11 protein-coding genes are annotated in these 13950 nt (G+C 55.4%); 10 read left to right on the top strand and 1 reads right to left on the bottom strand.

The annotated features are described in order from the left end of the window. Nucleotides 1-25: 25 nt before the first annotated feature. From MWU61_RS14355 to MWU61_RS14310, 10 genes are all read left to right on the top strand, one after another. Nucleotides 26-1297, top strand: coding sequence for a hydroxymethylglutaryl-CoA reductase (locus MWU61_RS14355; protein WP_247129072.1), 1272 nt, complete (start codon nt 26-28; stop codon nt 1295-1297). Further along, complete coding sequence (locus MWU61_RS14350) at nt 1294-2208, top strand: UbiA family prenyltransferase (RefSeq protein ID WP_247129071.1); 915 nt, start codon at nt 1294-1296, stop codon at nt 2206-2208. The genes MWU61_RS14355 and MWU61_RS14350 overlap by 4 nt, the downstream gene beginning before the upstream one ends. Continuing rightward, on the top strand, nt 2205-4631 hold the full coding sequence (locus MWU61_RS14345) for a PEP/pyruvate-binding domain-containing protein (RefSeq protein ID WP_247129070.1): 2427 nt from the start codon (nt 2205-2207) through the stop codon (nt 4629-4631). The genes MWU61_RS14350 and MWU61_RS14345 overlap by 4 nt, the downstream gene beginning before the upstream one ends. Further along, complete coding sequence (locus tag MWU61_RS14340) at nt 4615-5718, top strand: DUF3419 family protein (protein ID WP_247129069.1); 1104 nt, start codon at nt 4615-4617, stop codon at nt 5716-5718. Before MWU61_RS14345 ends, MWU61_RS14340 begins: the two co-directional genes overlap by 17 nt. Beyond that, a complete protein-coding gene (locus tag MWU61_RS14335) occupies nt 5715-7040 on the top strand; it encodes a hypothetical protein (RefSeq protein WP_247129068.1) in 1326 nt (441 codons plus the stop codon). Before MWU61_RS14340 ends, MWU61_RS14335 begins: the two co-directional genes overlap by 4 nt. 188 nt (nt 7041-7228) lie before the next feature. Beyond that, complete coding sequence (locus MWU61_RS14330; protein WP_247129067.1) at nt 7229-7885, top strand: hypothetical protein; 657 nt, start codon at nt 7229-7231, stop codon at nt 7883-7885. Continuing rightward, on the top strand, nt 7878-9302 hold the full coding sequence (locus tag MWU61_RS14325; protein WP_247129066.1) for an AMP-binding protein: 1425 nt from the start codon (nt 7878-7880) through the stop codon (nt 9300-9302). The genes MWU61_RS14330 and MWU61_RS14325 overlap by 8 nt, the downstream gene beginning before the upstream one ends. A gap of 92 nt (nt 9303-9394) precedes the next feature. After that, a complete protein-coding gene (locus tag MWU61_RS14320) occupies nt 9395-10048 on the top strand; it encodes a protein-L-isoaspartate O-methyltransferase (protein ID WP_247129065.1) in 654 nt (217 codons plus the stop codon). 55 nt (nt 10049-10103) lie between these two features. Next, a complete protein-coding gene (locus tag MWU61_RS14315; RefSeq protein ID WP_247129064.1) occupies nt 10104-11465 on the top strand; it encodes a TolC family outer membrane protein in 1362 nt (453 codons plus the stop codon). A 77-nt stretch (nt 11466-11542) separates the two neighbouring features. Continuing rightward, nucleotides 11543-12472 (top strand): hypothetical protein, encoded by a 930-nt coding sequence (locus tag MWU61_RS14310; RefSeq protein ID WP_247129063.1) that lies wholly within the window; start codon nt 11543-11545, stop codon nt 12470-12472. Here MWU61_RS14310 and MWU61_RS14305 read toward each other — a convergent pair whose 3' ends face one another. Further along, entirely contained in the window at nt 12473-13924 is a 1452-nt protein-coding gene (locus MWU61_RS14305; RefSeq protein WP_247129062.1) for a cobyric acid synthase, read from the bottom strand. It lies immediately after the preceding gene. Nucleotides 13925-13950: the final 26 nt, after the last annotated feature.

Genomic DNA, 13950 nt, shown 5'->3' with positions numbered 1-13950 from the left:
TGTCTCAAAATGACGGAGACAGCTGGTGACAATTCCAAATCACGTCCGCAAAATGGTGCAATCCGTGCGGGACAAATTCGAACTGAAACCGCTTCAGGATCGGATGCTGCCTAGCGACGACGACTTTACGACGCTGCGCCCGGTTCGCAAAACCACGCAGGCGTCCATCGCGAAATATTGGGCAAGGCTGATGTCAGACAGTCCTGCGACCGACGCGGACAAAGCAGCCATGCTCTCCGGTTTTGATGCGGATACGCCGGATGTCTTCAATGGTAATATTGAGAACTTTATCGGGACGGTAAACGTTCCCGTTGGCATCATTGGCCCCCTTCGCATCAATGGTTTGAACGCGCATGGTGACTATCATGTCCCGATGGCCACAACCGAAGCAGCGCTTGTCGCGTCTTATGCGCGGGGGGCTTATGCGGCCACAAAGGCAGGTGGGATCAGCACCGCCATGCTGTACGAAGGGGTGATCCGTTCGCCTGCCTTCGTCTTGGGGTCATTGCTGGATTCCGGTCGCTTTGTTGAATGGATTGTAAACAACGTCGACGACCTTAAGGTCGAATCGGAAAGCACCACCCGATACGGAAAATTATCTTCTATTGAACCTATGGTCGATAATAATGTGGTATTTTTAGTTTGCCGTTACACAACTGGCGATGCTGCAGGCCAGAACATGGTGACGATCGCGACGGATGCGCTGTGCCGCATGATCGTAGATCGTTGCGACGTTCCAATTGCACACTGGTACATCGAAGGAAACTTTTCGGGCGATAAAAAGGCGTCATTTTTGGGTCTGGTGACAGGGCGCGGACGCAAGGTCAGCGCCTCTGTCACGCTGTCGGACGAGGTTGTCGAAAAAGCGCTCGGCACAACGGTCAAGGACATGCTCGCTTACGGGCAGGTCGCTAATCTTGGCTCGCATCTGTCGGGCCAGATGGGGGCGCAGGCGCATTTTGCAAATGGGCTTGCCGCGCTCTACATCGCGACCGGTCAAGACGCGGCTTGTGTCGCTGAAAGCGCGATGGGCATCACGCGGATGGAACCGCGCGGCGATGACCTGTTCTGCAGTGTCACGATGCCCAATATCTTGGTGGGGTCTGTTGGCGGTGGGACAGGTTTGCCGAGCCAGTCCGCAGGGCTGAACGTGCTGGGACTAAAGGGCGAAGGAAAAGCCGCAGCGCTGGCAGAAGTCGCCGCGGCAACCTGTCTGTGCGGCGAGATTTCGATTGTTGCCGCCATCGCCGCAGGGGATTTTACCCGTGCACATGAATCATTGGCACGACACCGATGACACAGTCTCGCCTGACGCGGATGTGGATCTATCAATCTGAACGCTTTCCATTGAAGAAAACCGCGCCTCTCTTGGGTGTCTTTTCGGCAGCCAGCATTTGCGCGTCGGCCACGTTAAGCGGGCGGGAGATTCCTGACTTTGGCGTCTTCGTCGTAGGTTTCATTGTAGCAATGGCATTGTTTTTCCAGATGCGGGTCTGCGACGAGATTAAGGATTTGGATGACGACCGACGGTTTCGTCCCGATCGCCCAATCCCGCGCGGGCTGGTGTCGCTGCGCGGCGTAATACAGGTCGGGCTTGCGACGATCCCGATTGCTATTCTCGCGGTTGGGGCTTGGCATCCACCCGTACTGTGGCTGCTTCTTCTTGTCTGGTTATGGTTAACAGCAATGACCTTTGAATTCGGTGTGCCGGCCTTTTTGAAAGCGCGTCCGGTTCTTTATCTGCTTAGCCACATGGCGATTATGCCGCTGATTGATGTGCTGATTACCGGACTCGAATGGGTGCCGGGTGGTGGAGGGTCACCGTTCCTGTGGTTATTTATTGCATTGTCGTTTGTGAATGGCTGTATTCTGGAGATCGGGCGCAAGCTGTGGGCGCCTGAAAGCGAAATCGACGGCGTCGACACCTATTCCGGCCTTTGGGGCGTGCGGCGCGCAAGCACCATTTGGCTCGTGTGTGTAGGCGTCGCATTTGGCCTGCTTTGGGGGATCGGGGGCGTGACGCAATCAGGGTGGTTGGTCGCACCTATGGGGGCGGTTATGGTTGGGCTTTGCGTCGTACGCGCGCTTGCCTATCGCGATGAACCAACAGTAAAGGCAGCAGAAGGCATGGATACAATTGCCGGCCTGTGGGTGTTTGCATGTTACGCCATCGCGGGCTTTGTACCGCTAGCGCTGAGGGCCTTATGAGTTTTATTGTCGAAGAAGATCAGTCGGTTGACGCTAATGTCGTGGGGGGGAAAGCCGCCGCGCTGTCTGCGTTGACCCGTCTGGGTTTCAATCCGCCGCCATTTTTTGTGATCAAGCCAGGCGCATTCGAAGGCGGTCTGATGGATGACAAACTGGTCTCTGAACTTGATACTGCATTAAATACCTTAGGCTTCGGTCCATTCGCGGTACGCAGTTCTGGTCGCGCGGAGGATGGCGTCGCGCATAGTCACGCTGGGCAGTTCGAAACAGTGTTAAATGTCGATCAAGCCGACGTAGCAAACGCGGCTTTGACTGTCTGGCAATCGGGTTTTTCGGATACGGTCAAAACCTATCTTAACGCGACATCAGGGGGGACGTCCGAAGCCCCCGCAATCATCGTTCAACGTATGATTAATGCGGATTTCGCGGGCGTTGCGTTTTCGGCTGACCCCGTTTCGGGGCAGCGTGATCGCGTCGTGATCTCAGCTGTGGCGGGGTTAGGCGACGCGCTGGTCGCGGGTGAAGTTGATGGTGAAAGTTGGTTAATCGACGCAGAAGGAAATATCCTAACGACACCGGCTGATGCCGTCTTGTCACAAAAGCAAGCGCTAGAAATCGCAGCGCTCGCACGGCGCGCTGAAACAGCCTTCGGCTGCCCGCAAGATATCGAATGGGCGATTGATCGCGAAGGCCTGCACATTCTGCAAGCCCGCCCGATCACCACGCCGCTGTTGCCGAAACCCGCGCTGGATCGGGCGCTGACAATTTTCGATAACTCCAACATCGTGGAAAGCTATCCAGGGATAGTTAGCCCGCTGACCTATTCGTTTGCCGTTCATGTTTATGATCGCGTTTATCGGGCGTTCGTCGACCTATTAGGTGTGCCCGATACGACGATCCAAACGAACGGCGCCGTATTTGCGAATATGCTGGGTCGGCTTGATGGGCGCGTCTACTACAATCTTGTGAATTGGTATCGCGCTTTGGCGCTGTTGCCCGGATTTTCGCTCAACCGCGCGTACATGGAAACGATGATGGGGGTGTCCGAACCCTTGCCTGACGAAGTGACCGACGCGATTGGGCCGCCGCCAGCGACGGGATTTGCGCGTTATGTCGAATACCTGAAATTGCTGCGGGTTGGGGCGGGACTTGTGTGGCAGGCAATGATCTTGCCCCGCACGCGACGTCGTTTTTATGCGCGGTTGAATGCCGCGTTGCATGATGGTTTCGATATCGGAACGGCAAACCCTACCGCATTGGCTGCACAATACCGCAAGATCGAAAGCACGCTTTTGGATCGCTGGGATGCGCCTTTGGTTAATGATTTTCTATGCATGATCGCTTTTGGTGCGTCGCGAAATTTGATGCAGAAATGGCTGAGTGACCGTGGTTTGTCGCTGCATAACGATGTGATGATCGGGCAGGGTGACATCGTGTCGGCTGAGCCTGCCCAGCGGATCGCAAAGATGGCTACGATGGCGCGCGAGGCGGGGGTGACGGACCCCTCAGGCTTGCAAGAGATACTGCAAATCGCTGCCGAAATTGAAAGCTACCTTGCGAAATTCGGCGATCGATGCACCGAAGAACTGAAGTTGGAAAGCATTCCGTTGACGGATGACCCGCAACCGCTATTGAACGCGATTGCGGCACAAGCATCTCTGACTAAGCGAACGAAGCAGGCCGACCAAGCGCCTGATTGGGAGACGCTTTTTCAGGGTCATCCGATCAGAAAGAGGGTTGCGAAAGCCGTGATCAGCTGGACGAAATCCCGCGTGCGTGATCGCGAAAATCTACGCTTTGAACGGACGCGGTTATTTGGCTACGCGCGGCGCGTGTTTCTGGGGCTTGGTCGCGAATTTGCGGCGCGCGGGATCATTGCCACGCCCCGCGATATCTTTTTCCTGACCAAAGACGAAGTGCTAAGTGCCGTCGAAGGCGCGGGTATATCCCATGATCTGAAAGCAATTGTCACGATGCGGCAAGCAGAAGATCGCGCTGCACAGGATCGTCCTGATCCGCCCGAACGCGTGTCACTGCGCGGACCAGCGATTGCGCCGGTCTGGCAAGCGGATACGGCGACCTCTGTGACCTCGGATATGGTGCAAACTGCGACCGGATGTGCCGCAGGGCAAGTGACGGCGACAGCGCGCGTGATCCGTGATCCGCGCACACAAACGCTGGCCCCCGGAGAGATTTTGGTCGCGCGCCACACTGACCCCGGTTGGATCGCGGTCTTTGCGCAAGCGTCGGCCATCGTGGTCGAAAGGGGATCGTTGTTGTCGCATTCAGCGATTGTCGCGAGAGAGTTGGGTATCCCCTGCGTCGTCGGTCTGAAAGGTGCAACGCAGTGGATCGCGGATGGGCAAGAAATCTCGGTAGATGGTGCAACGGGGAGGGTAGAAAAGCATGACCCAAAGCTCTGAAATCGCAGAAAAAGCGGCGTTTGATTACATCCGCTACGCCCAGCTTTGGGAAGACGCTGATGTTTTGACGGCAGCGTTGGGTGATGTGACGGGCGGAACGTTGGTTTCCATTTGTTCGGCTGGGGATAACGCATTGGCGATGCTGACCTTGGACCCTGCAAAGGTAGTCGTCGTCGACCTATCGCCCGCGCAAATCGCCTGCCTGCATTTACGCGTTGGCGCGTTCCGAAACCTGTCGCATCCAGAATTTCTTGAACTCATGGGGGCCGTGAAGAGCGATAGGCGCGCTGCACTGTTGGAGCGCGCGATCGCGGATTTGGACGCTGATACGAAAGCATTCTGGGCTTCGCTTTCGGATGACGTAGCGCAGCACGGCGCAGGCGGTGTTGGTAAGTTCGAACGCTATTTCCGCATTTTCCGGACCCGCCTTTTACCACTGGTCCACAGTCGTCGCACCATTGACGACACTTTTGTTTCCCGCCCGAAAGCTGAGCGGCAAGACTTCCTCGATACGCGTTTCATTACATGGCGCTGGCGGCTGCTGTTGAACGTGTTTTTCTCGCGCTTTGTGATGGGGCGCATGGGGCGCGACAAAGCATTTTTTGATCATGTGGACGGCAGCCCTGCACAGCATGTTGCGCGGCGTATCCGGCATGCGGCTGTTGATTGCGATCCGGCTGAAAATCCCTACCTGCATTGGATATTGAAGGGCACACACGGTGCTGCCCTTCCGATGACGTGGCGGGCTGAGCATTATGACGTGATCCGGTCGCGATTGGATCGGCTGGATATTCGGTCCGGATCGTTAGAGGCTTTTGTGTCTACAGGCGAAAAGGCCGATGGTTTTAACCTGTCTGACATTTTCGAATATATGTCGCACGATGTTTTTGCGCAGGTTTATGAAGGTATCCTGTCGGCCGCGTCACCGAATGCGCGGCTGGTTTATTGGAATATGATGGCGCCACGCCGTGTGCCGACCGATCTGCAGCACCGCGTGAATACCTTGACCGATGTAGAAGACACACAGAAACAGCGTGACAAAGCCTTTTTCTATTCAGACTTCGTGGTCGAGGAAGTCCGCCCGTGACCGTTGTTACGCAGATGGTCCTCGCATTCGGGTCGGTCTGCGTGCTGCTTGGTCTCATGGCCGTCGTGAAACGCATGGCCGACGCGTATGGCCTGTCGGCAGAAATACAGCGCAAGTTGGTTCACATCGGAACTGGCATGTATGCGTTAACTTTACCTTGGCTGTTTCCTGACCGTTGGCCCGTTTATGTGTTGGTCGGTGTGACCCTGATTGTAATGCTGGCGCTGCGATTGCCGCGCATCGCGTCGGGCGGGTTGGGATCGACGCTGCATGGCGTGGACAGGCAATCCTACGGTGACATTCTGCTCGCAATCGCTGTTGGGCTGTGCTTGTTCCTATCCGAAGATCAATTGGTTTTGTACGTTCTACCTATTGCGTTGCTGACGCTCGCTGATGCGGCCGCTGCGCTGGCAGGGACGACCTATGGCCGCCGCTTTTTCAGGGTCGAGGACGGCCAGAAAAGTTTGGAGGGCTGCGTTGTTTTCTTCGCAGTTGCGTTGTTGTTGTCGATGGGATGCTTGATGGCGATGACACCTTTTCCGCCCAGCAACATTATCTTGCTTTCGCTGATGATCGCAGGCTTTGGAACCTTGGTCGAAGCGGTCAGTTGGCGTGGTTTTGATAACCTGTTTCTGCCGCTTGGCATTCTGGTTTTCCTCGCCAGTCACGGTGATCGCGATATTGGCGCGTTGATTTTTCTGGCAGTTCTATTCGCAGCAACGCTCATCGGGTTCCGCGCGGTGGCGCCGCTTGTTGGTCTGACCAACCATGCTGGTCGGGTGTACGTGACAACCGTCTTTTTGCTGCTGGCGGTCACGTCTGTCCATAACGCATTGCTGCCGATATCTGTTTTTCTGGCTCACGCATGGAGCAGATCAACGAACCCTGACAAAAGCGCCTATCCCGATCTGGATGTTGTCGCAGGGATCGTCATTCTTAGCCTTTTCTGGCTCACGCTAGGTAATGCCACGGCGTGGAATGCCGTGTCTTTTTACGGGATCAGTGCGATGGGGATGTCCCTAGGTTTTTGCGTCATCGCGTTGGTACCTGCGCCCGCAAGAGTGTGTTTGTTCGGGGCGTTTTGCGTCGTCGCTGCGCTTGTTGTGCTACGAATTTTGAGTGTGACGCTGAACGATCCGGTTCAAAACTGGAACGGTCCGATGTGGGGTGTCGTTATGGTAAATTTGATCTTTATTTCCACTATGACATCCCAATTTACTTACCTATTCAGTCGTTTCAGGGTGACTTTACTGGCCGTTGCGTCGACTATGATCCCAGTAATAGTGTATTGTGTTGAGACTGACTTGGGAGGGTTATTGTGACAACCCCGACGCTTTTTAGAACGACGGATGCAAAGATATCTGTCTACCTTGATGGCCCGCTATGGTCAGGTGAAAGAACGGCCGCTGTGGGCCAGTTTTCGTGCAAAACGAAAGAAGCCGGTTCCGAAGTCTTAGCAAGCGCATTAGATTTTATTCGCTCGAAGAATATTCGCCGCGTGATTGGCCCAATGGATGGGGACACGTGGCACAGCTACCGGTTTGTAACTGAAACCGACGACAGCCCGACGTTCATGTTGGAACCTTCCAATTCGCAAACAAATGTTGATGTGTTTGTTGATGCGGGTTTCCAATCGGTCAGCGAGTACTTTTCAGCACGTGTTGCGTTGAAAGACACTGCGACGACCGCACCACCACCCTCTGAGGATCTGTATGTCGAACAGTGGGATGGCGAAGATCCCGAAGAGCTGTTTCAGCAGGTCTACGGGTTATCGATCGCCGCGTTTGAAAAGAACGCGTTTTACAAACCTGTATCGCTCGATGTTTTTCTGCAAATGTATATGCCGGTGCTGCCAGTTCTGAAGAAAGAACTTATCTTTTTCGCACGGACTTCTGCAGGGCGGCTGGCTGGCTTTCTGTTTGCGATTCCTAATTACAACGAAGGTCCTGCTCCGAAGACTGTTATTCTCAAAACCTATGCGAGTTTGCACAAGGGTGCCGGTCAAATGTTGGCGTATGCGTTCCACGAAACGGCCCGCGAACTTGGTTATGAAACAGCTGTTCATGCGTTAATTCACAACGACAACCTGTCGGCGGTGCGAAGTGCCGCCGAGGGGGCAGAGATTTTCCGAAGATATACGTTGTTTGGCCTCAGATTAGATGGCTGACCTGATCAGTTATTTTACGCGGACGGTCGCCGCATATCCGGATCGCACGGCAATCGTGAACGCTGACGGATCGTCTGTGTCTTTTGCTGCCCTTCTTGCGCGCGCGGCAAAGCTTGCCAATACATGGTCCAAAGCCGGCATCTGTCAGGGCGACCGCGTTCTTGTGGCCATGGGGATCAGCAGCGATCTATACGCGACCCTTGCTGCACTTTGGTCGCTTGGTGCGACTGTTGTCTTGCCAGAACCTGCGTTGGGATTGGCCGGTGTGCGGCACGCGGTGAAGACCGCAAATGTAACGGCCTTTTGCGCGACGGGATGGTATGTCGGGCTCCGGGTCGTCGTGCCCGAATTGTGGTTCATCCAGCGCTTAGCGCTGCGCGAAGGCGATCATGGTTTGTTACGTAACGCCATTAACTCAACCGATATCGCATTGATTTCATTCACATCAGGCACAACGGGAGCGCCGAAGGCGATTCCGCGCAGTCATGCGTTTTTGATGGCGCAGCACGACGCAGTCGCCCCACTATTAGAAAGCGATATGCCAGAACGGGACTTGGTCGCCTTTCCGGTTTTTGCGCTGATCAATTTAGCGGCTGGCCGCACATCTGTTCTACCAAATTGGAAAATGTCGCGTCTTGCTGATCTGGGCTCTGATCAGTTGGCAGATTGGATCAAAGACCAAAACGTCAGCCGTGCGTTGCTGCCGCCCGCGCTGTGTACGACGTTGTCACAAACGCAAAGCCTGCCGTCCTTAAAGCAGGTTTTCACTGGTGGTGGTCCGGTGTTTCCTGGCATGGTTGCGGCCCTGCGTCAGGCGCATCCCCATGTGCACGTTACATGTGTGTATGGGTCTACTGAAGCGGAACCGATTGCGCATCTCGACCATGAGGATGTCAGTGTTGACGATCACGCGGCCATGCAAGCGGGGCAGGGGCTTTTGGTTGGGAAACCAACTGCGACGACTGCGGTCCGGATTGTTGACGACGAAATTTTGGTCGCGGGCGACCACGTCAACCAAGGATATCTTGATCCTCGACATGACGTCGAAAACAAGCTGCACGAGAACGACGAGATTTGGCACCGCACCGGTGACGCTGGTCGGTATGATGATCATGGCAGACTGTGGTTGTTGGGACGCATGGGAACCGACGTTTGCCTGAATGGGCAGCTCACTTTTCCGTTTTCGGTGGAGGTTGCAGTGCGGCAATGGCGCGGCGTCGAATCTTGCGCGTTGATTAGCGTAAATGGAACGCCGACGCTTGTTATCTGCGGGGATAAAGCAGATTTTCAGACGTGGATTACATCTGCACACGCTTTAGGAATCTCCGAGATCAGACACGTGACCGCGATCCCCATGGATCAGCGCCACGCATCAAAGGTGGATCGAAAAGCACTTTTGCTTCAATTGAAGACATAAAACGGACGGTTCATCGGCTGATCAGACATTGCCGCCAGTGGCGGGGTGTGGCATCACCAACCTTGACATATTTCAAGAGAAGAGTGTTCCCCGTGGTAGACTACAGCAACCGCCGCACGATGATGGTCGACACACAAGTCCGCCCATCAGACGTCACAAAGTTCCCAATCATCGACGCGATGTTGTCCGTTCCGCGCGAGGTTTACGTGCCAGATCAGCTGCGAGAAGCGGCCTACATGGGCGAACATGTTGTGCTCAGCGCCGATCGGGTTGTGTTGGAACCACGGACATTCGCAAAGATGCTGGAAGTAGTTGATGTCCAGCCAGACCACACAGTGTTGGACCTAGGCTGCGGCCTTGGGTATTCCACAGCGGTTCTGGCGCGTTTGGCAGATTTTGTTGCTGGCGTTGAAGACGATGAAGATCTGGCGAACGAAGCCCAGTCCATTTTGTCGGAAAACGGTGTCGACAACGCAGCGGTGATGGCCGGTGACCTGACAGAAGGTGCAGCTAAATCTGGCCCCTACGATATCATCATCGCGCAAGGTGCTGTCGAAGAAATTCCTGCAACGATCCTTGACCAATTGCGCGACGGTGGGCGAATTGCGGCCATCTTTGCTGAAGGGTCGCTTGGCGTTGTGCGGGTCGGTTACAAGTCAAACGGTATTGTAAGTTGGCGCTTCTCCTTTAATGCGACGGCGCCGACACTATCTGGTTTTAAGAAGGCCGCCGCGTTCAGCTTGTGAACCGCGTTCGGTCCGATCTTCGGCGAGCGCAGAAAGCGCAAAGGGAGCGATCTTAATGAAGAATTTTGCGGTACAATTGAAAACCATTGCTGCTGTTTGCTTTGTTGCATTTGCCCCTGCGGCTTCTGCCGAAACGCTTGCTGATGCATTGACGCATGCCTACGATCATTCTGGACTGCTTGAACAGAACAGGGCGCTTTTGCGTGCGGCGGACGAAGACGTCGCACAGGCTGTCGCCTCTCTTATGCCGGTGATCAACTGGTCCGCGACGGCATCGTCATCCGCACCACGGGCACCGGGTGCCGATCTGATTTCCGCAAACGCAAGTATTTCTGCGAGCTTGACGATCTACGATTCCGGCGCGACGCAATTTGCGATTGATGCGCAAAAGGAACTCGTACTGGGGACACGTCAGTCGTTGGTTGGCGTGGAACAGCAGGTGCTTTTGCGCGCAGTCGAAGCCTACATGAACGTGCGTCGCGACAGCGAATTCTTGGCGTTGCGCCAAAACAACGTGCGCGTCATCACGCAAGAATTCCGTGCAGCCCAAGACCGTTTCGAAGTCGGCGAAGTGACTCGCACAGATGTATCACTCGCCGAAGCACGATTGGCAGCGGCACGTAGCTTGCTGGCATCCGCACAGGGCAGTCTTGCCCAGTCGCAAGAAGAATTCCGCGCAGCCGTCGGGCGCGCACCGGGCCAACTTCAACCGGTATCGCCTGCACCTGCGTCGCGCAGCGTTGCAGAAGCAAAAGCCTACGCCGTCCGCAACCATCCGACGATGCGTGAAGCCCAGCATGGCGTATCCGCCGCTGAATTGAATATCCGGCGCGCCGAAGCCGCGAACAACCCGACTGTCAGCCTAAGTGCGCAGGTTGGCGTCGATGACGAAATCAATTTTGGCCGCCAAGTCGGCGTAACCGTCTCTGGTCCGATTTACCAAGGTGGTCGCCTGTCTAGTCAGGTCCGTCAGTTCATGGCGCGCCGTGACGCTGCCCGTGCTGGACTACATGTGACCCGTCATGGGCTAGAGCAACAGGTTGGTAACGCTTATTCTTTCCTCGAAGTCGCGCGTGCGTCGCGTCAGGCATCCGAAGAACAGATTCGTGCATCGACCGTTGCATTCCGCGGTGTCCGTGAAGAAGCGACATTGGGCGCGCGGACGACTTTGGATGTTCTGAACGCTGAACAAGAATTGCTGAACGCACGTGCCAACCAAATTTCTGCGCAAGCCGATGAAGTGATTGCATCTTACACGTTGTTGTCTGCGACGGGCCTTTTGACTGCCGAACACCTGCGCTTGCCTGTGCAGCAGTATGACCCTGCAGCATACTACAATCTGGTCAAGGACGCGCCGACGTCGACATCTGATCAAGGTGCTGCATTGGATCGTGTTTTGCGGGCTATCGGCGATTAACGTCGAGTCTATCCAACATGTTGTTTGATCGGGCCTGAGTGGTTACACTGTGGCTGAGGCGAAAACAGGAACTTTCAATGTCCGATCCGGTCAGCAATCACGATATCGAGGATGTACTTTCCTCCATCCGCAGGCTTGTTGCGCAAGGCAATCAAGAGATTAAGCCGGAAATAGTTGAAAAAACGCTGCGTGCGGTCGAATCCGAACCGATCGATCGGTTGGTTTTGACCCCGGCATTCCGCGTGCCTGACACGGTTACCGATTCGCCAGAATCCGACGTTTTGAAGATGCCGCCCGATTTCACACCGCAGGACGACACACAGAACGACAAAACCGTGCCGGGTTTAAGCACGCTAGATTTTCCAACAGCGCCCCAGCCAAGCATGCACGCTGAAGACACCGTTGACCGTGCAAGTTTGGAAGCAACAATTGCCGAACTCGAAGCCGCCGTCACCGAAGCCGAAGACGAATGGGAACCCGACGGAAGCGAAACGCTGATGGAAAGTAGCGTGACATCTGCGTTTCTGCACAAACTCGACGCGCGACAGTCCAAATCGCCAGAGGACACCGTCGCGGATGCAGTTGCCGATCACATCGCAGACACGATCGTGGATGAAGTGGCGCAAGGACTAGCCGAACAAGCGGAGCCGGTTGAAGCGACGGTCGATGCCGTTGAAGATGTGGCCGTCGCGGAGGACGATGTGGCTTTTAGTCATACGCGTTTTGACGAAGTCTACGATCCGGTCGCAGAAGCGACAGCAGATGCTGCCGAAAAAGAACCTGGTGATGTGTTCGGGGATGAATTGGTCCCAGACGTTGATCCGACTTTTGGTGCGGTCGCGACGCCTGCAAACGGTCAGTTGGTTGATCCTGACGCATTACGCGCGTTGGTCGGTGAAATGATCCGCGAAGAATTGCAGGGCGAGATGGGCGAACGCATCACGCGTAATGTACGCAAACTGGTGCGCCGTGAAATCAACCGCGTGATTACCGAACAAGACGTCTGACTAGACCTCAGCGGCGCAGCTCAGAATCGTATCGACATCCATGTGTGCCTCTAGATGATCGGCAAGCGCGTCTAACGTGCGCTCAACGCTGTCTTCGTAGCCATACGCTGCAGGCGCTGCACCCAAAGTGGTTAGGAATGCGGTGCGAAACGCATCTGCGCTGAACAATCCGTGCAAATAACACCCTTGAATGCGCCCGTCGGCGCTTGCTGCACCTTCGCGACGGCCCGCAACGTCAAGCCATGCGTTGTCGGTATCCGGACCATCAGTGACACCGATGTGGATTTCGTAACCTTGCAGCGACGATCCTGTGTCCAAATGCGTTGCGGTCACTTCGGTTAATCGTTTGTCATCTTGCATGGTTGTGACGACATTCAGTAGGCCAAGACCAGCGACACGGCTGGGCGGGCCTTCGATCCCTTCATCATCAATGATTTCAGTGCCAAGCATCTGATAACCGCCACAAATCCCCAATACACGTCCACCGCGTCTGACGTGCGCCAACAGGTCAATATCCCAGCCCTGCGCCCTGAAATGCGCAAGGTCCGCGATTGTAGATTTTGATCCTGGGATCAGGACCAAATCCGCGTCAGCGGGTAAAGGACGGCCCGCTTGCACGATTTCGACGGTCACTTCCGGTGTTGCAGAAAGCGGGTCAAGATCGTCAAAATTGGCAATTCGATTGAGTTTTGGCACCGCGATCTTGATTGAGCCGCCCTTACGGGATGCGATGTCCATCACATCTTCGGCCGGTAAGCGCCACGCATCTGCGAACCAAGGGATAATGCCGCAGGGCGCCCATCCTGTTTTGTCCGCAATGATGTCCATACCTTCTGAGAAAAGCGTCGTATCACCGCGAAATTTGTTGATTGCGAAGGCTTTAATCAGTGCATTGTCGTCGTCGGGCAAGACCGCATGCGTACCCACCAATTGTGCGATGACGCCGCCACGGTCGATATCACCGATCAGCGCGACAGGGACACCAGCGGCAGCGGCAAATCCCATGTTCGCGATGTCACCAGTGCGCAAGTTAACCTCGGCAGGGCTGCCGGCACCTTCGACAATGATCAGGTCTGCTTGTGTTTTCAAACGATCAAAGCTTTCCAAAACGGCGGGAAGCAAGGTGGCTTTCATCTTGCCGTAGTCGCGGGCTTTCATCGTTGTCAGTCTTTTGCCGTGCACAACGACTTGGGCGCCAACTTCGGATTCCGGCTTGAGGAGAACGGGATTCATATCGGTGTGTGGTTGAAGCCCGCAGGCCCGGGCTTGTAGCGCCTGCGCACGCCCGATTTCACCGCCGTCGCGTGTAACGGCCGCGTTGTTCGACATGTTCTGGGGTTTGAACGGAGCGACGGACAAGCCGCGACGGGTCGCGGCGCGTGCGAGACCCGCTACCAAAATGGATTTGCCAACGTTAGAGCCAGCCCCTTGGATCATGATCGCCTTGGTCATCGCGTCCTCCTGCGCTACGTGTCTAG

The sequence above is a fragment of the Loktanella sp. F6476L genome (genome assembly GCF_023015725.1).
Taxonomy (GTDB): Bacteria; Pseudomonadota; Alphaproteobacteria; order Rhodobacterales; family Rhodobacteraceae; genus Yoonia.
Note: the sequence above shows the minus strand (reverse complement) of the source record. Positions and strands in the feature narration are given on the sequence as shown.

What these genes read in the sequence shown, in the direction of transcription:
- MWU61_RS14350 (WP_247129071.1), top strand. Translation starts at nt 1,294, where the DNA reads ATGACACAGTCTCGCCTGACGCGGATGTGGATCTATCAATCTGAACGC.
- MWU61_RS14345 (WP_247129070.1), top strand. Translation starts at nt 2,205, where the DNA reads ATGAGTTTTATTGTCGAAGAAGATCAGTCGGTTGACGCTAATGTCGTG.
- MWU61_RS14340 (WP_247129069.1), top strand. Translation starts at nt 4,615, where the DNA reads ATGACCCAAAGCTCTGAAATCGCAGAAAAAGCGGCGTTTGATTACATC.
- MWU61_RS14330 (WP_247129067.1), top strand. Translation starts at nt 7,229, where the DNA reads ATGGATGGGGACACGTGGCACAGCTACCGGTTTGTAACTGAAACCGAC.
- MWU61_RS14325 (WP_247129066.1), top strand. Translation starts at nt 7,878, where the DNA reads ATGGCTGACCTGATCAGTTATTTTACGCGGACGGTCGCCGCATATCCG.
- MWU61_RS14315 (WP_247129064.1), top strand. Translation starts at nt 10,104, where the DNA reads ATGAAGAATTTTGCGGTACAATTGAAAACCATTGCTGCTGTTTGCTTT.
- MWU61_RS14310 (WP_247129063.1), top strand. Translation starts at nt 11,543, where the DNA reads ATGTCCGATCCGGTCAGCAATCACGATATCGAGGATGTACTTTCCTCC.
- MWU61_RS14305 (WP_247129062.1), bottom strand. Translation starts at nt 13,924, where the DNA reads ATGACCAAGGCGATCATGATCCAAGGGGCTGGCTCTAACGTTGGCAAA.